Source organism: Acetatifactor aquisgranensis, from assembly GCF_943193215.1.
GTDB lineage: Bacteria > Bacillota > Clostridia > Lachnospirales > Lachnospiraceae > Acetatifactor > Acetatifactor aquisgranensis.
This window is the reverse complement of record NZ_CALPDH010000015.1, coordinates 35,611-57,717: the sequence shown is the minus strand read 5'-3', so window position 1 is coordinate 57,717 and position 22,107 is coordinate 35,611. Positions and strand designations below refer to the sequence as shown.

Here is a 22,107-nt window from a genome sequence, read left to right as displayed (position 1 = left end):
ATTTTCAAGCTCTAAGCGGAGGAATGCCCAATGCGTGGGCATTTTTCCGGTTGGCGGCGGGTTGTTGATTGTGGCCCGTTAGGCGGGCGAGAGGAAGATATGAAGAAAGCATTGTGTAAATGGGCGGCGCTGTGCCTTGCAGCAGCCGTGCTGGGAGGCTGCGGCAGCGATGGAGACAGGGAGACAAAGCTGGAGGACATGCGCACATCCCTGTCCGACGGGCAGGAGAACGGGGAGCAGGAATCCCGGCCATCAGAGGAAAAAGAGGAGAGCCCTGCCGGGATACAGGAAAGCGGCGGGGAAGATGCCCCGGTGCTGTCCCTGACGCCGGAAGAAGAGGCCATGTACAAGGCGTATATCACGGTTCTGGAGGATATCTATTTCGATGGAAAATTCCCGGGATCCGGGTACTGCGGTGATTTGTCGGGGGACTATGACATGGCCGACAATCAGTTCGCGGTATATGATATTGATTTTGATGGCAGACAGGAGCTGCTGATCTCCTATACCGCCACCTATACGGCGGGGATGGTGGCGATGGTCTACGACTATGACAGCAGTGCGGGAGACGTAAGGGAAGAGCTTGCGGCATACCCATATCTGAGTTTTTATGACAATGGAGTAGTCGAAGAGCAGGCTTCCCATAATCAGGGCATGGCCAGCGACGGAGGCCCGGACGGAGACTTCTGGCCCTACAGCCTGCGCCGGTATGACGCGGAGACAGATGCCTATGTGCCTGTGGGCATGGTGGACGCGTGGAGCAGGGGATATCGGGAGGAGGATTATGACGGAAATCATTTTCCTGAGGAGGCGGACGTGGATGGAGACGGCATGGTATACTATGTCATGGAAGGGGACTATGCGCTGGTGAATCCCATGGACGGCGCGGAATACAACCAGTGGAGGGACCAGTACCTGAAAGGGACGGAGCAGATACAGATTCCCTACGTGAATCTGACTACGGATAATATTTACTCCATTGGAAATGGCATTGGCATTGGAAATGGCATTTCCAATGGAAAGTCCGACGGGGCCTCCTCCGGCGGGGAGGCGGCCCCGGAAAGCCTGGCCGGGAAACAGATTTCGGAGCAGTCTTTTACAGCGGCCTTGGATGGCTGGGGCGAAGTGACATTTGCGCCTTTTGAGCCGGAAAGAGCCATGGAGGACGGAAGGGGTCAGGCCTGCTTTGGGGATGTGCGCTTTGAGCTTTTGAAAGAAGGGAAATCAGTCTTCTCGCTGCCCGGTGAGAATGAAGATAATGTATTTTACGGACAGCAGTTTAAACAGGTGCTTTCGGTGGCGTTCCGGGATTACAATGAGGACGGCAGGACGGACATCCTGGTCCTTTTGGAATACGCCGGCGTACAGGGGCAGAGCGCAGATGCCTCTTTTCGGACTGTGCGGGCTTATTTTCAGGAAGAGGGGACAAAAGACTTTACGCTGGACAGGCCTTTGTCGGAATATCTCCGTTCCTATGCGGACAGCATGGAAAAGGTGTACGAGGGGCTTGACAGTTATGAAAGCATCTACTCTGTAGCTACGGACAAGTCGGCCTGGGAGGTGGAAAGCTTTGCCAGAAAGGTGAAGCGGCAGCTCCTGGCGGGGGATTTCGAGGGACTTTGCGGGGCGATTGAGTTCCCGATTACCATAGACGGCGCGGTATATCAGGATAAGGAGGCCTTTTTGGAGGCGGATTTCATAAAAAGCGTGAATCCGGCTTTCCTGGAGGGGCTGCAGGCGGAGCCCTGCGGGAATATGTTCGTGAATTATCAGGGCATCATGCTTGGGGAGGGGTGTGTCTGGATTTCGGATATTTTGGATGAAAATCAGGTATCCCGGGGGCTTAAGGTGTATGGGATGAACGGACTGAGCGCCAATGTCCGGCCATAAAAAAAGTTTTGGGGAATCTCCGTGAAGCCTTTCAAATTTTTCTTGACGAAACGTGAAACAATTGGTAGACTAAAAGCTAAATGTAAATGAATGGAAGGTTTGGAGAGAAGACAATGAATCGATATCTGGAGATTGCGGACCGCTTTCAGCTGGACGGCAGGGCGGTAAGCGCGGAGAGCCACGGAGACGGCCATATCAACGATACCTTTCTGGTGAAGACGCAGACAGGGGAGAAATATTACATATTGCAGCGCATCAACACATCTGTCTTCAAAAACGCGGAAGCGCTGATGGACAATATCATTCTGGTGACGGATTTCCTGCGGGAGAAGATTTCCAAAGCGGGAGGGGATTCTCAGAGGGAGACCATGAACGTAGTCCTCACCAGGGACGGCAAGACCCTGTATCGGAACGAGGAGGGCTGCTGGCGGGTGTATATGTTCATAGACGGAACCATGACCATGCAGACCTGTGAGAGCGCGGAACAGTTCTATTTGAGCGCCTGCGCTTTCGGGCATTTTCAGAAGCTTCTGGCGGACTTCCCGGCGGATAAGCTGTATGAGTCCATCCCCAATTTCCATAACACCAAGTCCCGTTTTCTGGACTTTGAGGCGGCGGTGGAAAAGGATGCCTGCGGCAGGGCGGCATCCGTGGCGGAGGAGATTGCTTTCGTGCGCGCCCATAAGGAATTCGCGGCTATGCTGGTAGACATGCAGGAGAGCGGCGAACTGCCCCTGCGGGTCACCCATAACGATACGAAGCTGAACAATGTACTGTTCGACGAAAAGACAGGCAGGCCTCTTGCCGTGGTGGATTTGGATACCGTGATGCCGGGGCTCTCTGTCAATGATTTCGGCGACAGCATCCGCTTCGGCGCTACCTACGCGGCGGAGGATGAGCCGGATCTGGGCAAGGTCAATTTTGAAATCAGCCTGTTTGAATGCTATACCAAAGGCTTTCTGGGCGAGTGCGGGGAGCTTTTGACAGAGAACGAGAAGAGGATGCTGCCGGTGGGGGCGATGATGATGACCTTTGAGTGCGGCATGCGCTTCCTTACGGACTATTTAAGCGGGGATACCTATTTCAAGATTCACCGGGAGAATCAGAATCTCGACCGCTGCCGTACCCAGTTCAAGCTGGTCAGCGATATGGAGAAAGCCAGAGAGCAGATGGACAGAATCGTAGAGAAATATAGCTGATGTCTCCCCGGAGGCATTTACGGAAGGCCGTATCGGATTGCCATGGCGGGCATCAGATGCGGCCTTTACCACGATTTTCAGAGAAAATCTCAAAGAGCGGGGAGGTCAGGCATGGAAAAATGGTATGTGGCGGCAAAAAAGGCGGATTTCAATGAATGGGCAGAGGAATTTCATATCAGCCCGGTGGTGGCGAGGGTGCTGCGGAACCGGGATCTTACGGAAAAAGACCAGGTGCGGCGTTTCCTGTACGGTAAGCTGGAAGACTGCTATTCCCCATGGCGTCTGAAAGACATGGACCGGGCGGTGGAGCAGATTCTCGCGGCCATAGATGAGGGCATCCGCATCCGTGTCATCGGGGACTATGACGTGGACGGCGTCTGCGCCTCCTATATCCTGACGAAAGGACTTGGGATACTGGGGGCAAAGGTGGACACCGCCATTCCCCACCGGATTCATGACGGCTACGGACTGAACGATAATCTGATAGAAATAGCACGGCAGGACGGCATCGGAATGATCGTGACCTGTGATAACGGGATTGCCGCCGCGCCGCAGATCGCGCTGGCTAATTCCTACGGCATCCGTGTCATCGTCACGGACCATCACGAGGTGCCCTTTGTGACGGAACAGGACGGCGTCCGCCGGGAACAGCTGCCGCCTGCGCTGGCGGTGATCGATCCGAAGCAGGAGCAGTGCAGATACCCTTTTCCCGGCATCTGCGGCGGCACGGTGGCATATAAGCTGATAGCGGCGCTGGCGGAAAAGACAGGAGACGGGAACCTGAGGGAGGCCATGGAGGAGCTGCTGGAATTTGTGGCGCTGTCCACGGTCTGCGATGTGATGGAACTGAAAAATGAGAACCGTATCCTGGTCAAGGAGGGCCTGAGACGCCTTAAGAACACCAGGAACCAGGGCCTGAAAGCCTTGATAGAGGTGAATGGCATCGAGCCGGAGCGGCTGAGCGCGTATCATCTGGGCTTTGTCATAGGCCCCTGCCTCAACGCCACCGGCAGGCTGGATACGGCAAAGCGGGCGCTGGAGCTGCTGCAGAGCGCTACCAAAACCGAGGCCATGAGCGCGGCAAGGGAGCTGAAGGAACTCAATGACAGCCGGAAGAACCTGACTTTACAGGGCGTGGAGCAGGCGGAAAGCTTTCTCTTAGAGCATCATATGGAGCAGGATAAGGTGCTGGTGATATTTCTGCCGGAGGTCCACGAAAGCCTGGCAGGCATCATTGCCGGGCGTATCCGGGAAAAGTATTGCCATCCTGTCTTCATCCTGACCAGAGGGGAAGAGGGTGTAAAGGGCTCCGGGCGCTCCGTGGAGGGATACCACATGTACGAGGCCATGACTCAGGTGAAGCAGTATTTCACCAAATTCGGCGGCCATGCCATGGCGGCGGGGCTTTCCATGAAGGAGGGGGACATCGGAGATTTCCGGAGGGATCTGAACGCAAACTGCAGGCTGGGGCCGGAGGATTTTATCCCAAAAGTACACATCGATGTGCCCATGCCGCTGGAATACGCGGACGGAAAAATCGCGGACGAACTGGAGCTGCTGGAACCCTTTGGGGTGGGGAACCCCAAGCCCCTCTTTGCCCAGAAGAATCTGCGCTTTCTGTCGGGCTATAAAATGGGCGCCAACAAAACCTGTGCCAGATACCGGGTGCAGACCGAGAGCGGCGCGCAGAAGCGGCTGGTCTTTTTCGGGAATCTGGAACGGTTCGCAACTTTCCTGGAGGAAAAGTACGGCCCGGGAAGCGAGGCGGCCCTGTATGAGGGCAGGGGGGATTTCAGCCTTTCCGTGGTATATCAGCTAGGGAAGAACACCTACAGGGGAAAGACGGAGATTCAGTATGTGATGCAGTATTATTCTTAAGGAAAAAAAGGGGATTGATGGAGGAGGGGACAGATGTACCTGACAGTGACTTTGAATCCGGCGGTGGACAGGAACTGCGAGACAGACAGCTTACGGCCAGGCGAGGTGAACCGCCTCATGAACAGCGTCAGCGTGGCGGGAGGCAAGGGCATCAATGTGACTAAAATCCTGCGGCAGTTCCATATGCCTGTGGCGGCGGTGGGATTTCTGGGCGGGCCGGGCGGCAGGCTGATAGAGGAGGCAATGGAAAAACTGGGGGTGGAGACTTATTTTACCAGGATAAAGGGGGAAACCAGGACCAGCGTGAACGTGCTGACCGGGGACGGACGCGTGACGGAAATCCTGGAGCCGGGGCCGACGATATCAGAGAAAGAGCTGGCGGCATTCCGAAAGCAGTTTTCAGGATGCCTGGAACTTTGCAGGATGGCGGTGCTGTCCGGCAGCATACCGCAGGGCGTGCCTGTGGACATTTACGCCCGGCTGATTGAGGAATGCCATGAAGCAGGGCGGAAAGTATGCCTGGACGCGTCGGGGGAACTGCTGCGGCAGGGAATTCTGGCAAAGCCGGATATGGTCAAGCCCAACCTCAGAGAACTGGAGTATCTGGCAGGACGGCAGCTTACCGATCTGGAGGAAATAAAGGCCCAGGCCAGAAAGCTGGTTGCCCGGGGCGTGGGCAAGGTAGTGGTCTCGCTGGGGGCGGAGGGGCTTCTCTGTCTGGACGGAGAGCAGGAACTGTACCAGAAAGCGGCCCGGGTCAGGGCGGTCAATACGGTGGGATGCGGCGATACGGTGGTGGCTTCCCTGTGCATGAGCGAACTGGCGGGGGAGGAGGCTGACATTGCTCTGAGAAAGGCGGCAGCGCTGGCGGCGGCCAACGCTGCTACCAGGGAGAACGGGGTCATTCCCATGGAACTTTATCTGGAGCTGCTGTAAAAATCTTTCCAGCTCTTGATCTGCCTGCCGATCAGGACTCTTTGACAAGCGTGACTCCCATCAATCCTACGACGATTTCCTGAGAACAGGCTGTCAGGCGTATTTTTTTTAATGCTTTTCCGCTTATAAGAGGCCACCTTATCGAGAGCGCTCTGACGTTTTCGCCCAGCTCTACGATTTCCGGTGTAAAGTCTTTTACCAGTCCGATGTCTATCTTGTTGAAGACATCAGTGCGGAGGACTTTTTTCCCGAGGGCGGATGCGCGGTCCGGATAGGCGCACAGGCTGATATAGTTGTCCGGGTTGACGAGAGGGAGTTCTTCCGCCGTCCCGTCCTCATAGGTGAAAGTGAGCCTTGCGTTTTCGATTCCGCATTGGTTCGGATTGGTGGAACCGGAGATCAGTACTGCTGCTATAGAAGCTTTTCTGTCAACAGAGACTTCCACAAAGTCCGGATAATTGTCCCACAGGCTCGCGAACGCGATATTCCCAGCCTGCGCCGAGATAGCGAAAGGGATTCCGGCGGCGCTTTTTGCTTCGCCTCTTTTCTCCAGGGACATCCCGGGAGGCTGAATTTCCCAACAGGGGAATGTCCATAATGAGAAACCGTCCAGGCCGATCTGCGTATAACATCCCTTTTCCGGCCTGGGGGACAGATATTTTTGCCGGAATATCCGGGTCACGTCCGCGTTGAAAGCATCGGAGATGTCCAGCTTCTCAAAGGCTGCATGGGCGGGAATGCCTATGCGCTGTTTTTGCAGCAAAAGCTCCTTTTGGGGATTCTTGCGAAGATGCACGCGGATTGCCTGGAAGTAACCGTCCGGCATTCTGCGGAAAGCCATGTGTTCTCCCCAGGAATCCTTGTCCACGCCCTGAGGATTGAAGATATCCTCTCCGGTGGGCATATGGCAGACTTCTTCATAGGGGAGAAAATCCCGTTCTTTGCCGGTGTGCAGCTCGATTTCTGCCATGCTGCATCTGCCTGGTGTGAGCACGACTGTCATGCCGCCGATTCCGGGCTCTAAATACCAGTTGTCGGCGCCTGTCACAGAGTACAGTTCCTCCGCATACAGACGCATGCGTATCGTGAGGAAAGCCGGGCGGGTCAGACTGACATGAATCTTGCGCCTTTGCCACCGGATAGAGACATCTCCGGTCTGCATGCTGGCATTGTCCCAGGCGAAAGGCAGCATGGGGGCGATGGTCACGCGGTCATTGGGATAGTCCGGCCGGTAGCCGAACAGGCCCTCCGCCACTGCTTTGATGAACAGGTTCGCGGTCTCGATGGTGGCATGGGTCATGTCCCCGGGGATGAGCGTATTCAGATAGCGGCGCGCGGAGCGCTCCAGGATGTCAAGAGCCTCCTTTTCTTCTCCGCCCTTGAAGAAAGCACAGGCCTGCTGCATGTTCTCGCCGGCTCCGTTCTCCCGCACCGACCAGATGCCCGGTGTCCAGTTGGAGAACCAGAAACCGCCGTCCTTTGCCCGCTGGAAGGCCCACAGGGGATAGTACAATGCCTGCGCCTGCTGGAATGTATCCAGAAGGCCGCATTCCACTGGCAGGAAAGAGGAGTAGATCCAGGCATCTTCGTGGAGCCGTCCGTTCCGCTCGCGGTAAACGCCAGGGTATCCTTTCTCGGGAATCCAGAGCTCCTTCAGGAAGGCTGCCTTGATTTGATCGGCTTTTTGGGCATATCGTTCTGATTCTTCGCCTTCCGTAAGCTCTGCCATAGCACATCGGGCGGCGTAAGCGTAGCAGGTCTCCTCTACGGCTCCCCCGTCGGAATAGGACACGCTGTCCGTAGGCCAGGTATTGATGACGCTGGCGTAGAGTCCGGTACCATCCGGGTCGAAACAGGCGTCCTCCCATTCGATATGCAGCCGGAGCGCATCGCGCAGCATTTCGGCGAACCCGGGATCACCCGAGAACCGCCAGGCCTGAATCATCTGGTGGAAGAACTGGGTCTGCATGTTGTACAGTCCCTGGTCTTCCGTGATACGTCCCTTGCCGTAAAACCGGGAAGTCTGTGACGGCCTGGTGTAAGTCTCGTTCATCTCATATCCGGTATATTTGTCCGCTTTCTCCTGAACGGCCGCATAGGCTTTCAGCGTCTCCGCCATCCTCTCATGCCTGCCCAGCATGGCATGGCCGCAATGTACCAGCCAGCCCACGAACGGGGAAGACCAGTTCATGTTCCCGTGCATGGTCTTGGGAGGCCGCCATGCCCCATCCATTTCCCCGGCGGCCACGGCGCATGCCGTGTTTATGTATTCATCCGGCGTGTTTACGGCCAGCTGGCCAGCCAGCCGCTCCGAACGGGCGCACCCTGCGGCGAAAGCATCGGGGATGTCTGTTCCGGGCTCAAAGCAGGCGGAAAAATAGGTTCCGATGGTTCCGGCCGCCTGGCAGCCCTGGATATGGAATGTCCCGTCCGATTTTACATGGATGCGCCGCTCTGTGTCAGGACAGGTCAGCAAAATCTCATTTTCTTCCTCTGTCCACTGTGCATGGTTCCCCTCCAGCCATTCCTCGCAGAAAACGGTCTCCAGCAGCGCTGCGTCCCCCCTGCTGACATCTATGTTCCATTCTTTGGAATAGCTGTAGCCGGATGCCGGGAATGTCTCGCGCAGGCCGCCGTAGCAGAATCGCAGCTCCGCGGGGGACTTCACCTGCAGTACCAGCCCCGGGCCATCGCCGGGAGAGGTGACGGTGAGCGTTATCTCTCCCGGAATGGCCGGGTCGGACAGCTGCCATTGAACCATGCCCGGGCGATAGCGCATGAGGATTTCTTCACAGTCTTCCAGCGGCTTTTCCCTGAAAAAGAGCCTCAGCGTCCCCAGAAGGACGCGCCGCTCCGCAAGGCGGATCAGCGGCCTGTCTCCCGCCATGATGTAGACCGGCGAGTTTCCCTCATAGATATGCCTGTTGGAGAAATGAGGCTTGCTCTTTCCTTCAATCCATCCGTTATTTGGCGTATATTCAGTCATTTTCAAAATTCTCCTTTTTTGAGGCACAGGAACCTATCGCCCGGTTTCGGCGCAATAGCGGGAGTTCAGTAGTTTCCCAAACTGATAGGCTCCTCGGCAAAATTCTCCACGCACCCCTTCTTCTCGTAAAAATGTGTGGCATTTTTGAGGATGCCTTCAAAGGTGTAGCATTCTGCGCTGCGCGCCAGCGGAAGCGTCACGGTCTGTCCGCTGAAGCAGGCCATGTAGATAGCCGTGATCAGTTCCACGGTCTTCCTGCCGTCTATGCCTGTAATCAGGGGCTTTTCTCTGGTTTCCAGCGCATTCAGCACATTGTCGATTTCACCTGTATGGGCTTCATAGGGGAGGTCTGGGATATTCTGGTAAAAAGCATTCAGCTTCTCTGTCAACTCTTCGTTGCCTTCCGCTCTGGGGAAACCGTTCCGCTGGCTGAGCTCCGCTTTCACGTCCCAGGGGGCGGAAATCCTGGCATCAGCGCATTGGAGGACAATGCCCTGTTCTTCGCCGTGATGCACCACAGAGCTGGTCACCTGGGCCATGCTGCCGTCCTGATAGCGCAGACAGGCAATCGACAGATCCTCCACCTCGGCGTTGTCATGCATCACATTGGTGAACATGGCCATCACGGAATCCGGAAGTCTTCCTTCCAGCCAGTTCAACATATCGATATGGTGCACCGCGTGGTTCAAGGTGGGGCCGCCGCCTTCCTTTTCCCAGGTTCCCCGCCACCACAGATCGTAATAACAATGTCCCCGCCACCAGGCGGACTCCACCTGTGCCAGGCATATTTTTCCAGCCAGGCCGCTGTCAACAGTCTTTTTCAGCTTATAGATTGAATTGCGGAAACGATTTTGGGCAATGCAGCCCATGGTGACGTGATTCCGTTTTTCTGCGTCCAACATGGCGTCGCATTCGGCCAGGCAGGTAGCCATGGGTTTCTCCACCAGGACATTACAGCCTGCGTCCATGCTGTCTATGGCTATCCGGGAGTGGACAAAGGGCGGCGTGCACACATGAACCAGGTCGATTTTGATGCCGGAGTCCAACATGCTGCGGTGATTATCGAAGACAGCGCATTCCAGGCTGTATTTTTCTTTCATGGCTTCTGCTTTTTCCGGGTAAATGTCGCAGAGAGCGACGATTCTGCATCTGTCCGGAAAGGTCAGCAGGCCTGTGACATGGGCGTGAGCGATATTGCCCGTCCCTACGATTGCTACATGAATCATTTTTTACCTCCGTGGATAATTATCCTTTTTCTGACTAGCTGACATGGACGGCCTGCAGCTCGGCTCTGACGCAAAGCTCCGCGGCCTTGAATGCATGCTCCTGGGTCATGGCGTTCTCCGTGCGGTTGATACAGTCGAGAATCAACTGGCCGAAATAAGGGAACCCTACCTTGCCGGATACCTCAAAATGCTGCTCGCCGTTTTGGTTCACCAGGAAGACATGATCTCCTGTTTTGTCGCCAGTGCCCACATTGACATATTTCCGCAGTTCTATGTAGCCTTCTGTTCCCAGGATGAAGGTTCTGCCGTCCCCCCAGGTGGAGAGCCCATCCGGGGTGAACCAGTCTACCCTGAAATGCTGGGTGGTTCCGTTGTCCCCTACCAGGACGGCATCTCCGAAGTCTTCCAGTTCCGGATAGTCCGGGTGGGCGTAATGTCCTACCTGGCTGTATTTTACCTGGGCATCCTTTGCCCCGCAGTAGAAGAGGAACTGTTCAATCTGGTGGCTTCCGATGTCGCAGAGGATTCCGCCGTATTTTTCTTTCTGGAAGAACCATTCCGGGCGGCTTTTGGGATCGCCTACCCTGTGAGGGCCGAAACCGTCCACGTGTATGGGAGTCCCGATTGCTCCTTCCTGAATCAATTGCCCGGCAAATACGGCGGACTCCACATGGATGCGCTCGCTGTAGTAGACCATGTATTTCCGGCCGGTCTGTTCGACCATGTCCCTGGCGGCAGCAAGCTGTTCCAGGGTGGTGAGGGGAGCCTTGTCCGTGAAGTAGTCCTTGCCGGCGGCCATGACCCTGAGGCCGAGGGCACATCTTTCGCTGGTGACTGCGGCGCCGCAGACAAGCTTTACCTCTTGGTCCTGCAGGATTTCCTCCTCGCTCCCCGCCGCCGCTGCGTCCGGAAATGCTTTGAGGAAAGCATTCACTTTGTCAGGATCCGGGTCGTAGACCCATTTTACTTTTGCGCCTGCCTCCGCAAGGCCGTTACACATGCCATAGATGTGGCCGTGATCTAAAGCGATGGCTGCGATGCAGAATTCGCCCGGCGCCACCACCGGTGCCGGTTTGCCCTTAGGGGCGTAATTCATTCCGTCTTTCTTGTCCAAGTTAGCCTCCTTCCCGCTTTTGGCGGTATTGATTTTGACGGGATTATCCAACGCCCCGCCAATGGCGACAGGGCGTTGGGTAATATTCGTTTTAACGTTTATGCCATTATTCGGCAGCGTTATAATGATTATTATAATCCTCCCAGACTTTTTCTGCACCTGCTTCTTTCAATTCATTGCGGTATGCCTCTATGAGAGAGTCGAATTCACTTTCCGCGCAGGTGATGCACTTTACCACATATTCATCGCTGACCAGATTCAGCTCTGTAGAATGATCGATTTTTACCTGTGAGGAATATACCGGTGCATATCTGAGGGTTCCCGTGCCCGCATTGGCGTAATTATCGATTACGTAATCAGCCCATTCCCCATAGCTTTGCGCCATGGCCAGAGTGAAATCTTTTTCCGTGTAATAATATCCGGAATTTCCCACCAGGAATATATCGTCACGGATCCAATCCTTATCTGAGGCGTTGTACTCCATATCGATTACTACAGGAACATTGTCAACATACTCGAAATGTTCGCCTTCCATGCCGTGATAAAGAGTGAATCCTCCTGCCATGGTGGACAGCCAATCCAGATATGTGATGCAGGCCTCCACGTTCTTGGCGGTCTTGGGGATGCTGATGTACATACCGCTGGGCGCGTATACCGGATTGTAGACCTTTCCGTCATTGACGTTCTGAAGAGGCGCAAAAGAGACATATTCCGCATCCGGATTGCTTTCTTTCAGAGTCTGGAGGAGGGAGCCTCTCAGTGGATCTACGTTGTAATTGACATTTGCTTCCACTATGCCGACAGAACCGTTCACCAACAGTCGGTCTAATTCGCTGGAGGCATCTGAAATCGTATAATATTCCGGCTCGATCAGTTGTTCATTGTAAAGTTTGTTTATGAATCGGAAGTACTCCACAGCGCCATCGTCTATATGGGTAAAATTAGAGGAAGCGATATTGTATTTCTTTTCATCCGCCACGGACTGGAGGAAAGAATGGGCCAATACAGAGACTCCCACACTGCTCATTTGGTCACTGTAAAAAGGGACGCAGTCCGGATAATTTTCCTTGAACGCCTGCAGGACGGCGTAAAATTCCTCAACTGTGGTGGGGACGGAAAGCCCAAGGGCATCCAGCCAGTCCTTGCGGATAAAGAACTCCCGCATGGCTACCGTGGATCTTCTTGCCACTACCGCATACAATTCCCCATTTTCGTTGCGGCCGTAATCCAGCACATCCTCCGTCACATATTCTTTCAGGTTCTTTGCCTGATCTTCTCCGTCGATGTATTCGTTCAGGGCATAGAGCCCGCCGTCATCGAAGTATTCCTTTATCAGACCGGAGTCATAGGTGAAGATGATGTCCGGCGAAGTGCCTGTAGCCATCATGGTCTGGATTTTCGTAGTCTCGTCATTTCTGGGGACAGCTACGTATTCCACGTTGATGCCGACTTTGCCCATTTCCTCCTGGGCGTATTTCGTCCATTTGTTATCGGTGATAGTGGAACCCTCAGGGGCATTGCTGCGGTCAAAGATTTCTACGGTGATTGTGACATTGTCGAACTGTTTGTCGCCATAGGTGGTCTGGCAGGCGCCATCAGAGACATTCGCCTCGGTATCTGTTCCTGCTTCGGAGCTGGTTTCTGCCTTGGAATCAGTGCCTGAATTTTCCGCCGATTCATTTTGGGACGTTTCTGATTGCCGTCCGCTTTCGGAACCGGAATCCTGTCCGCAGCCGCTTAGGAATGTGCCTGCAGCTAATGTGGTTGCCAGTATTGTTGCCATAAGGCGATTTCTTCTTTTTGTCATAAAAAACGATCCTCCTTGTGTTGGGTCAAAAGTTTTCGGTGCGCCTAGCCCTTGACGGATCCCAGCATGACGCCCTTTACGAAATATTTCTGCAGCCATGGATAGACCACTATGATGGGCAGCGTCGCCACTACGATTGTGGCCATCTTCAGCGATTCCGCCATGACCTGCCCGCTCATTCCCTCCGCGGCCATAGAAGCCTGATTGATCTCTCCCGCATACAGCAGCTGCCGCAGGCGAAGCTGCAGGGAGTATCTGTCTGCGGACTGGATATAGATCAGTGCGCTGAAATAGTCGTTCCAATAGGAAACCGCGTAAAACAGCCCGATGGTCGCAATGATTGGAAGAGACAGGGGAAGCACGATCCGGAACAGTATTTTCGCGTCGCTTGCCCCGTCTACGATTGCCGCTTCTTCCAGCTCCTTTGGAAGTTCCCTGAAAAATGTACGCATCACGATAAAGTTGAACACATTCATGGAAGAGGGCACTACCAGCGCCGCATAGGAATCATACATGCCCAATGCCTTGACTACCATAAAGGTAGGGATGATGCCGCCTCCAAAGTACATGGTGAACAGGATGAACCCGTTTATGATTTTCCTTCCTTTAAGCTTTTCTTTGGAAAGAGCGTAAGCCGCGCCAATCGTCAGTGCCAGGCCCAGTGCGGTTCCCGACAGGGTCACAATCAGTGATACCCGCATGGCAAGCCAGATGGATGTCTTTTTCAGGATTTCTGTATAACAATCCAATTGGAAGCCGATAGGATAGAACGTGACATGTCCGCCAAGGACGGCTCCTTTGCTGCTCAGGGAGCAGGCGACTACATTCAGGAAAGGGTATACGCACAGTACAACGGTGAGCGTGACGATTCCGTACAATAACATGGTGGCGGGGGAGGTCTTATGTCTTTTTCTCTGTTGCGATGGTCTGTCTGTTCTCATAATATTCCTTCCTCCCCTATCATCTTTGCGATTCGATCCACCATGAACAGGATGACGATATTCACCACGGACTGGAACAATCCTATGGCCGTGGCCTGGTCGTAGCATGCTTTCTCGATGCCCAGCCGATATACATAGGTGCTGATCACTTCCGATATCGCCATTACCTTAGTGTTTCCCAAAAGCAGGGGCGCATCCAGCCCAATGGACATCATTTTGCTGACATCCAGGATGAGCATCGTCACTGCGACGGACTTTATCATGGGCACTGTGACGTATATAATTCGCTGAAATTTCGTAGCTCCGTCCAGATAGGCCGCTTCGTAAAGGGATTCATCCACTCCTGTCAGCGCAGCCAGGTAAATGATTGTGCCCCATCCGATTTCTTTCCAGACATTGCACAGGATATAGGTGAAGATCCACCATCCATTTTCGCTCAGGAAAGGCACGGCATCCAGCCCCAGGGACTTGATGATGCCATTTACGGTGCCATTGGTCATGTTAAAGAGGTTCTGCGCGATTCCTGCCACGACGACCCAGGAGATGAAATGGGGCAGGTACAGCAGGGACTGCGAGATTTTCTTGAACCTGACTGCCCGGATTTCATTCAGCACCAGGGCCAGTATGATGGTCAAAGGAAAGCTCACCGCCAGGGTGCTCAGGTTCAAAATCAGAGTATTGCGCACGGAATTCCAGAACTGCTGGCTCTTCAGGATTTTCCGGAATACATCAAGTCCGACGAACTCGCTGTGGAAGATTCCCTTAAAGATATTGAAATCCTGGAATGCCATGACGATTCCGCCCATCGGCAGGTACTTGAATACGAAATAGTACAAAATGACGGGAAGCAGCAAAAGATACAGGAACATATCGCGCTTAAGATAGTAGAGAGCCCCTCTTTTTTTCTTTTTCACTTTTTGTGAACATCCTCCTTTCTGTTTTGTATTCGTGACATGAGGTTCCTGTCTGGCGCCGGATAGGAATCACGTCTACGTGCACATTATATCTGTCAGAAAGAGGAGGTTCAATTTTGGATTTCTCTAATTTGGCTTCATTTTCTCTAGTGTTTTGGGGATTTTATAGAAAGTGAAAGAAAAAGTATAGAAAGTTTACTTTCTATACTTTTTCCTCCATTCGCCGGGCGTCATAGACTTATATTTTTTGAAGAACCTGGAAAAGCTCTGTACATTGTTGTATCCTACCTGCTCCGCGATGACCGCGATGGAAGCATCGGTCTGCTGCAGGAGCTCGGCCGATTTGTTGATCCGGATCAGGTTCAGGTAATCTATCAGCTTGGTGTCGTTCCCGTGATAAGCCTTGAAAATCTTGTTCAGGTATACGTAGCTGATGCCTATGGCATCCGCTATTTCTGTGATATTGATGTTCTTCTGATAATTTTCATGGATATAGGCAAGGGCTTTCTGATAGTAGGAATTCTCGCGCTGATTCTCTTCCTGGGTATTCAGCTGTCTCATTTTTTTCCGAAGGACGGAGTCCATGTAGGCGAGAAGCTGCTTCTCGGTTTCCTGCCCGTATACGCCCCTGACAGGATCCGCGTTTCCGTCCTCCAGGGGTTCCAGGGTCACTTCCTTGTCGATTTCTCCCAGTATCCGTGCGCACAGGTTCAGGGCATAATCTTTTTTCTGTTTCTCGCGCAGTTCTCTATCCAGTTCCGACAGCTTTTCCCCCAGGATGTCTTCTTCGCCCATGAGGATGCAGCGAATCAGGGGAGGCGCATAGTGCAGCAGGCTTTTGTAGCTGCAATTTTCTTCCGGCAGCGGATAGGTCAGCCATCCCTCCTCCTGATCTGCAAAAAAGTATTCGTTCTGGAGGCTCTTCTGGCAGATCTGGTATTGTTCCTCTATGGAGTCTTTGGCGGAGAACGGGCGGCTGGAAGAGAAGTAGTTTCCATCCCCGGTCAATTCGTTGAAGATTTTTACCCAGAACCGTTCCATCTGCTCTATTTCATGATCTGTCTTCCCGCAGAACAGGATGGCGAAGTCCCCTGTTGAGGTCTCCGACAGGATGCCGTCCAGACGTACCATCAGATATACGTTGATGACCTCTTTCAGGCGCATGTCCCGTTCTTCCTTTGCCTTGCCGGAAAGGGACTCCCGCAGCCTGCAGAGCAGCAGGCAGTAGGTGTTTTTTTCCTGTTGCGAGTGGAAGATGCGGGAATTCTCCTGGAAAAACCGCTCCTGAGTGATGATTCCGTCAAAGAGCATGCGGAGCATGGCGGCGCTCACAAAATCATTCATGATACGGATGTCCACTTCGGATTTTCCGCTCTGTTTCATGCTTTCAAATGCTTTTTTCATGGCATGGCCTTCCGTCTCTTCGCTGGGAGGCTGCTGGCTGGATTTTTGGTTATATACGCTGATCACGCTGTACAGCTCATCCAGAGGATGATAAATGCGGTAGGCAATCAGCCCCGCCAGTCCTATCACGAACACAAGGATGATGGCTGCCACCCGGATGATGTAGCGGATATATTCCGTGCTGTTGCTGTAGAGGATGTCAAGCGGTATGGATTCCACATAATATAAATCCGTGTCCCCCAGCTTGCAGGCGAACCAGTAGTGTTCCGCGCCCTGGCATTCGAAAAAATCAGTCCTTTTGGTCCATAGGGAGCTTGCCGGTATTTGCCCGGACATATCGTCCGGCACCGATTGATACAGCACGTCATCTTCCCTCAAGAGATAGCTGTTCTTTCCTTCGGAGTAGAACTTTTGGGCCAGCCTTTCGCCCAGCGCTTCCACGTCGATGTTTCCCAGAAGGGTAGTCCCCATAGTGCGGGGGGTGATGATGGTCATGACATTTTTTATTTTCGCCGGATAGAACTGTCTCAGTTTTTCCGGAAAGAATTCTTCTGTCTCAAAGGCCGCGTCCCGGTTCTGGCGGACGGAGAGCATCTGGTTCGTGACGGATGACTGCAGCTGGGCCAGCCAGCCGGTGTCATAGAAAGTCTCCACGGACTGCATTTTGGTCATGGAATCCCACAAAGTTCCTTCGTATGCGTCATAGAGATAAATGGAATACAATATCTCGTTCAGATGGAGAACCCGGAAAGCCTCTGTCATTACTTTCGTCATATATTCCGGCTTTTTGGTCGACACATAATTTTTGAAAGTGGCGCCGTACAGCATACTCACGAGATCCTGTTCCGCAGAATCCTTCCACTGGGTGAAAGAATCGTTGACTTCCTGCAGGATCCGGGTCTCTTTCTCCATGATTTCCGTGTGGTCCTTCAGGGCGATGTTCCTGTACCAGATCATTCCCATGAGGATGGTGGGCATCAGGACAATAAGCAGAAAACAAATCAGGAATTTTGCGAAAATTCCGGCTTTGCTGTTCATGGTGCATTCATTGCTGCCTTTGATTTTTGTAAATAATCTTGCTGACATCATTTCCTTTTCTTCCATATGTAATACAAAACGAACAAAATACTGGACATGGAGCACTGTCTTTAGTTTATCATACTTTTCCGGAATTAAAAAGTTTTTTTATTGCCCGTCTTTTTCTTATGTGCTATAATGAAACGAATGTCCGGAGAGGTATATAAAAAGCATGGAGAAGATTCTTGCGGACGGGGTGTTTTGTGCATGTGACAAGGCAGAGAAATGAGGGAAGATATGAAGGCGTTTTTGATTTTGGAAGACGGCACGGTGTTTGAAGGAATCCATATCGGTGCCGACAGGGAAATTATCAGTGAAATCGTATTCAATACGTCCATGGCGGGTTATCTTGAGGTGCTGACGGATCCGTCCTATGCGGGGCAGGCGGTATGTATGACGTATCCCCTGATCGGCAACTACGGTATCTGTAAGGACGACATGGAATCTCACGGACCCTGGCCGGATGGTTTTATCGTGCGGGAGCTTTCCCGCGTCTGCAGCAATTTTCGTTCTGATTTAAGTCTACAGCAATTCCTGGAAGAAAATGACGTGCCCGGCATAGCGGGGATAGATACAAGGGCCCTGACTAAGAGACTGCGGGAAAAGGGCACCATGAACGGCATGATTACCACGGATGAGGGGTATGATTTAGAGGCGGTGCTTCCGAAACTGAAAGCCTATACCACAGGCAAGGTGGTGGAGCGGGTGACCTGCAGGGAGAAATATGTGGTGAAGCCCGCGCTTGCGCTGGCGGACAACGGGCCGCTGTCGGGGGCTGCGAGATTTGACGCGTCCTTTTATGAAAAGGGAGGCCGGGAGCCCAGGCCTGCGCTGGTGAAGGAGCTGAACGGAGCAGGGCTTCGGGTGGCGCTTCTGGATTTCGGCGCCAAGGGCAACATCGCCCGTTCTCTTGCGGAGAGGGGATGCGAGGTGACGGTGTATCCGGCATGGACCAAGGCGGAGGAAATCATTGCCGACAGGCCGGCCGGCATCATGCTCAGCAATGGCCCCGGGGATCCCAAGGAGTGCGGGGGCATCATTGGGGAGATTCGGAAGTTGTACGAGACGGAGATTCCGATTTTCGCCATCTGTCTGGGACACCAGCTGATGGCGCTGGCCACCGGGGCGGACACCTATAAAATGAAGTACGGCCACCGGGGCGGAAACCATCCCGTGAAAGATCTGGCTACCGGCAGAGTGTACATTTCTTCACAGAATCACGGCTATGTGGTGGATATGGACAAGCTGGATCCGAAAGTGGCGGTGCCGGCTTTCATCAATGTGAATGACGGCACCAATGAGGGGCTTTCCTATGTGGGCAAGAATATCTTCACGGTGCAGTATCATCCGGAGGCCTGCCCGGGGCCGCAGGATTCCAGGTACCTTTTTGACAGATTCATAGAAATGATGAAAGAAGCAAAAGGAGGTGCTTGCCATGCCTAAGAAGCCTGAGATTACACGTGTCATGGTCATAGGTTCCGGCCCCATCGTCATCGGACAGGCGGCTGAGTTCGATTATGCGGGGACACAGGCCTGCCGCTCTCTGAAAGAGGAGGGCGTGGAGGTCATTCTGGTGAACTCCAATCCGGCCACCATCATGACGGACAGGGACATCGCGGACAAAGTATATATCGAGCCTTTGACGGTAAAGGTTCTGGAGCAGATCATAGAAAAGGAAAAGCCGGACAGCATCCTGCCTACCCTCGGCGGACAGGCGGGCCTGAACCTGGGGATGGAGCTGGAGGAGTCGGGTTTTCTGGCCTCCCACGGCGTGACTCTTCTGGGGACTACGGCGGCCACCATCCGCAATGCGGAGGGACGGCAGGAGTTCAAGGACTTGATGGAGCGCATCGGGGAACCCTGCGCGGCTTCCAAAGTGGTGGAAAATATAGAGGACGGCATTGAATTTACCAATTCCATCGGCTATCCTGTGGTGCTGCGGCCGGCTTATACGCTTGGCGGTTCCGGCGGCGGTATCGCTTACAATCAGGTGCAGCTGGAGGAAATCCTGGAGAATGGGCTGCGCCTCTCCAGAGTGGGGCAGGTGCTGGTGGAGCGCTGCATCGCGGGCTGGAAAGAGATTGAGTACGAGGTCATGCGTGACAGCGCCGGGAACTGCATCACTGTCTGTAACATGGAGAATATCGATCCCGTGGGCGTGCACACCGGAGACAGCATCGTGGTGGCCCCCTCCCAGACCCTCAGCGACAAGGAGTACCAGATGCTGCGCACCTCCGCGCTGAACATCATCAACGAACTGCAGATCACCGGGGGCTGCAATGTGCAGTTCGCCCTGCATCCCACCAGTTTTGAGTACTGCGTCATCGAGGTGAATCCCAGGGTGAGCCGTTCTTCCGCTTTAGCTTCCAAGGCCACGGGATACCCCATTGCCAAGGTGGCGGCGAAGATTGCGCTGGGCTATACCCTGGATGAGATCAAGAATGCCATCACGCAGAAGACCTACGCCAGCTTCGAGCCTGCGCTGGATTACTGCGTGGTGAAGATTCCGAGACTGCCTTTCGATAAATTTATCACGGCAAAACGTACACTCACCACCCAGATGAAAGCCACCGGGGAGGTCATGAGCATCTGCGACAGCTTTGAGGGCGCACTGATGAAGGCCATCCGTTCCCTGGAGCAGCATGTGGACTGTCTGCTGAGCTATGATTTCAGCGATTTGTCTGCGGAAGAGCTGAAAGCGAAGCTGAAAGTGGTGGATGACAGGAGAATCTGGATGATTGCAGAGGCCATCCGGAAGGGTATCAGCTATGAGGAGATTCATGCCATTACCATGATCGATATGTGGTTCATTGACAAAATCGCCATTCTGGTGGAGATGGAGGAGGCGCTGAAGAACCGGGAACTGACGGCAGATCTGCTGAAAGAGGCCAAAAGAATCGAATTCCCGGACACTGTGATTGCACGGCTCACTGGCAGGAACGAGGCGGAAATCAAGGCCATGCGCCATGAGAACGGAATCCGCGCCGCCTACAGGATGGTGGATACTTGTGCGGCGGAGTTCGCGGCATCTACGCCCTACTACTATTCCGTCTACGGCGGGGAGTGTGAAGCCAGTGTGGTGGAAACCACGAAACTCGAAAGTACGTCGTCAAGTGATTCTGATTTCTGCATGAAAGAACGCAAGAGCAGTGTTCTTTCGGATTCGGTGAGAAACAGACGCAAGAAAGTGCTGGTGCTGGGCTCCGGCCCCATCCGCATCGGGCAGGGAATCGAGTTCGACTACTGCTCCGTGCATGCCACATGGGCTTTTTCCAGAGCGGGCTATGAGACGATTATCATCAACAACAACCCGGAGACAGTGAGCACGGATTTCGACATCGCGGATAAACTCTATTTCGAGCCGCTGACCCCTGAGGACGTGGAGGCCATCGTGGATATCGAGAAGCCGGACGGGGCCGTAGTGCAGTTCGGGGGCCAGACCGCCATAAAACTCACCGAGAGCCTGATGAAGATGGGCGTGCCCATCCTTGGAACCAAGGCGGAGGATGTGGATGCTGCCGAGGACAGGGAATTGTTCGACAAGATTCTGGAGGAGATAGGGATTCCCCGGGCTGCCGGTGGGACGGTGTACACCGCAGAAGAGGCCAAGGCGGTGGCTAATCGATTGGGTTACCCTGTATTGGTGCGTCCCTCCTACGTGCTGGGCGGCCAGGGCATGCAGATTGCCATTTCAGACGAGGAGATTGAGGAATTCATGGCGATCATCAACCGGATTGCTCAGGATCATCCCATTCTGGTGGACAAATATCTGCAGGGCAAGGAGATAGAGGTGGATGCCGTGTGCGATGGGACGGATATCCTGATACCCGGTATCATGGAACATATTGAACGGACAGGCGTACATTCTGGGGACAGTATTTCTGTCTACCCTGCCCATACCATAGGAAAACTGGTGAAAGATAAGATTGCGGAGTACACCAGGCGGCTGGCAAAAGCGCTCCATGTGAAAGGACTTATCAATATCCAGTTCATCGCCATCGGGGAGGACGTCTATGTGATTGAGGTGAATCCCCGCTCCTCCCGGACGGTGCCCTATATCAGCAAGGTGACGGGAATCCCCATCGTGGATCTGGCCACGGAAGTGATTCTGGGCAGGACCATAAAGCAGCTGGGCTATGAGCCGGGGCTGCAGCCGGAGGCGCAGTATTATGCTATCAAGATACCTGTATTCTCCTTTGAGAAGATTCGTGGAGCGGAAATCAGCCTGGGGCCGGAGATGAAGTCCACTGGCGAGTGTCTTGGAATCGCGAAGCAGTTCCATGAGGCGCTGTACAAGGCCTTTTTAGGGGCAGGCGTGAATCTGCCAAGGCACAAGAACATGATTATCACTGTCAAGGATGCGGACAAGGGCGAGGCCATCGAAATCGGCCGCCGTTTTGCGAAACTGGGCTATACAATCTACGCCACCAGGAGCACGGCCGCTGCGTTGAACGAGGCGGGGATTAAGGCCAGGAAAGTGAACAAGATATCTCAGGAATCGCCTACCGTGATGGATCTGATTTTGGGACACCGGATTGACTTGGTCATCGACACGCCTACTCAAGGGCGGGACAAGTCCCGGGACGGTTTCCTGATTCGCCGGACGGCCATTGAGACAGGCGTAAATTGCCTTACTTCGCTGGATACCGCCAGAGCGCTGCTGACCAGCCTGGAGAACGCGGGGAAAGAGCTGACGCTGGTGGATGTGGCGCAATTGTAAGATTTCAGGGAGAAA

At 53.8% G+C, this 22,107-nt stretch carries 13 protein-coding genes; 6 read left to right on the top strand and 7 right to left on the bottom strand.

Annotation, left to right across the window (positions count from 1 at the left end; genetic code table 11):
• Positions 1-99 precede the first annotated feature (99 nt).
• The 4 genes from NFS35_RS14085 to pfkB all read left to right on the top strand — a co-directional run bounded on the left by NFS35_RS14085 (position 100) and on the right by pfkB (position 5,903).
• Positions 100-1,890, top strand: coding sequence for a hypothetical protein (locus NFS35_RS14085; RefSeq protein ID WP_251207760.1), 1,791 nt, complete (start codon positions 100-102; stop codon positions 1,888-1,890).
• 113 nt (positions 1,891-2,003) lie between these two features.
• On the top strand, positions 2,004-3,089 hold the full coding sequence (locus NFS35_RS14080) for a phosphotransferase enzyme family protein (protein WP_251207759.1): 1,086 nt from the start codon (positions 2,004-2,006) through the stop codon (positions 3,087-3,089).
• A 111-nt stretch (positions 3,090-3,200) separates the two neighbouring features.
• Positions 3,201-4,967 carry a single-stranded-DNA-specific exonuclease RecJ gene (gene recJ / locus NFS35_RS14075; RefSeq protein ID WP_251207758.1) on the top strand — a complete coding sequence of 589 codons (1,767 nt, stop codon included), beginning with the start codon at positions 3,201-3,203 and terminating at the stop codon, positions 4,965-4,967.
• A gap of 33 nt (positions 4,968-5,000) precedes the next feature.
• Positions 5,001-5,903, top strand: a complete 903-nt coding sequence (gene pfkB, locus NFS35_RS14070) for a 1-phosphofructokinase (RefSeq protein WP_251207757.1) — start codon at positions 5,001-5,003, stop codon at positions 5,901-5,903.
• 31 nt (positions 5,904-5,934) lie between these two features.
• Here the strand turns inward: pfkB and NFS35_RS14065 are convergent, their stop codons facing one another.
• The 7 genes from NFS35_RS14065 to NFS35_RS14035 all read right to left on the bottom strand — a co-directional run bounded on the left by NFS35_RS14065 (position 5,935) and on the right by NFS35_RS14035 (position 17,384).
• A complete protein-coding gene (locus tag NFS35_RS14065) occupies positions 5,935-8,889 on the bottom strand; it encodes a hypothetical protein (protein WP_251207756.1) in 2,955 nt (984 codons plus the stop codon).
• 65 nt (positions 8,890-8,954) lie between these two features.
• Positions 8,955-10,115 (bottom strand): Gfo/Idh/MocA family protein, encoded by a 1,161-nt coding sequence (locus NFS35_RS14060; RefSeq protein ID WP_251207755.1) that lies wholly within the window; start codon positions 10,113-10,115, stop codon positions 8,955-8,957.
• Positions 10,116-10,149: 34 nt separating this feature from the next.
• On the bottom strand, positions 10,150-11,229 hold the full coding sequence (locus NFS35_RS14055) for a Gfo/Idh/MocA family protein (RefSeq protein ID WP_251207754.1): 1,080 nt from the start codon (positions 11,227-11,229) through the stop codon (positions 10,150-10,152).
• A 106-nt stretch (positions 11,230-11,335) separates the two neighbouring features.
• The gene (locus NFS35_RS14050) at positions 11,336-13,036 is read right to left on the bottom strand and encodes an extracellular solute-binding protein (protein ID WP_251207753.1); all 1,701 of its coding nucleotides are present in this window, start codon (positions 13,034-13,036) and stop codon (positions 11,336-11,338) included.
• A 44-nt stretch (positions 13,037-13,080) separates the two neighbouring features.
• Entirely contained in the window at positions 13,081-13,977 is an 897-nt protein-coding gene (locus NFS35_RS14045) for a carbohydrate ABC transporter permease (protein ID WP_251207752.1), read from the bottom strand.
• The gene (locus NFS35_RS14040) at positions 13,974-14,891 is read right to left on the bottom strand and encodes an ABC transporter permease (protein ID WP_251207751.1); all 918 of its coding nucleotides are present in this window, start codon (positions 14,889-14,891) and stop codon (positions 13,974-13,976) included. The genes NFS35_RS14045 and NFS35_RS14040 overlap by 4 nt, the downstream gene beginning before the upstream one ends.
• 195 nt (positions 14,892-15,086) lie before the next feature.
• On the bottom strand, positions 15,087-17,384 hold the full coding sequence (locus NFS35_RS14035) for a helix-turn-helix domain-containing protein (RefSeq protein WP_251207750.1): 2,298 nt from the start codon (positions 17,382-17,384) through the stop codon (positions 15,087-15,089).
• Positions 17,385-17,609: 225 nt separating this feature from the next.
• Here NFS35_RS14035 and NFS35_RS14030 point away from each other — a divergent pair, with 225 nt between their 5' ends.
• Both NFS35_RS14030 and carB read left to right on the top strand, forming a co-directional pair.
• Positions 17,610-18,815: a carbamoyl phosphate synthase small subunit gene (locus tag NFS35_RS14030; RefSeq protein WP_251207749.1), complete on the top strand. Its 1,206-nt coding sequence runs from the start codon at positions 17,610-17,612 to the stop codon at positions 18,813-18,815.
• Positions 18,808-22,092, top strand: a complete 3,285-nt coding sequence (carB, locus tag NFS35_RS14025) for a carbamoyl-phosphate synthase large subunit (RefSeq protein ID WP_251207748.1) — start codon at positions 18,808-18,810, stop codon at positions 22,090-22,092. Before NFS35_RS14030 ends, carB begins: the two co-directional genes overlap by 8 nt.
• The last annotated feature ends 15 nt before the right edge of the window (positions 22,093-22,107 follow it).